This is a genomic window from Clostridioides sp. ZZV14-6153 (assembly GCF_020657855.1).
Classification (GTDB): Bacteria; Bacillota; Clostridia; order Peptostreptococcales; family Peptostreptococcaceae; genus Clostridioides.
This window is the reverse complement of sequence record NZ_JAGWCZ010000098.1, coordinates 1-269: the sequence shown is the minus strand read 5'-3', so window position 1 is coordinate 269 and position 269 is coordinate 1. Positions and strand designations below refer to the sequence as shown.

The following is a 269-nucleotide window of genomic DNA, read 5'->3' as shown; positions in this document are numbered from 1 at the left end:
CAAAAAGAAATAATAGAAAAATCTTTTGGATGTTCAAGATTTGTGTATAATCATATGTTAGCACTTCAAAAAGAAAGCTATGAAAAAGAAGGTAAATCACATTCAAAGTATGATTTAATTAAAAAACTTCCATCATTTAAAAAAGAATATGAATGGCTTAAAGAAGTTGATTCAACCAGCTTACAAGCTACTATTGATGATTTAGATAGTGCATATAAAAACTTCTTTAGAGAATTTAAAAAGGGTAATAATCAAGGATTTCCAAAGTT

1 protein-coding gene is annotated in these 269 nt (G+C 25.7%); it reads left to right on the top strand.

Annotated elements, in window-relative coordinates; genetic code table 11:
- The coding region (locus KGF46_RS19865; RefSeq protein ID WP_227862258.1) for a helix-turn-helix domain-containing protein at window positions 1-269 on the top strand (269 nt) is incomplete at both ends.